Annotated in this window: 1 protein-coding gene; it reads left to right on the top strand. The window is 67.1% G+C overall.

Annotation, left to right across the window (positions count from 1 at the left end):
• Nucleotides 1–134 (top strand): biotin/lipoyl-containing protein (locus I3F58_RS29535; protein WP_275678268.1); only part of this gene is annotated, 134 nt, incomplete at its 5' end.
• Nucleotides 135–255: the final 121 nt, after the last annotated feature.

The raw sequence follows: 255 nt of genomic DNA, 5'->3' as shown, positions 1-255 counted from the left end.
TCGTCGTCGTCCTCGAAGCCATGAAGATGGAACAGCCCCTCAACGCCCACAAAGCAGGCACCGTCAAAGGCCTCACCGCCGAGATCGGCGCCTCCCTCACCTCCGGCGCCCCCATCTGCGAGATCAAGGACTGAGGAACGGCTGCCACGCCCCGGCCGCCGGACACACACCGAGGGCCCCGCTCCCATCTTGGGTTCTGACGGTCCTCGCAACACCCGCGATCTGTGGGAGTTGCGAGGACCGTGGCCGTTGGGC

The organism is Streptomyces sp. MUM 203J, from assembly GCF_022414595.1.
Classification (GTDB): Bacteria; Actinomycetota; Actinomycetes; order Streptomycetales; family Streptomycetaceae; genus Streptomyces.
Note: the sequence above shows the minus strand (reverse complement) of the source record. Positions and strands in the feature narration are given on the sequence as shown.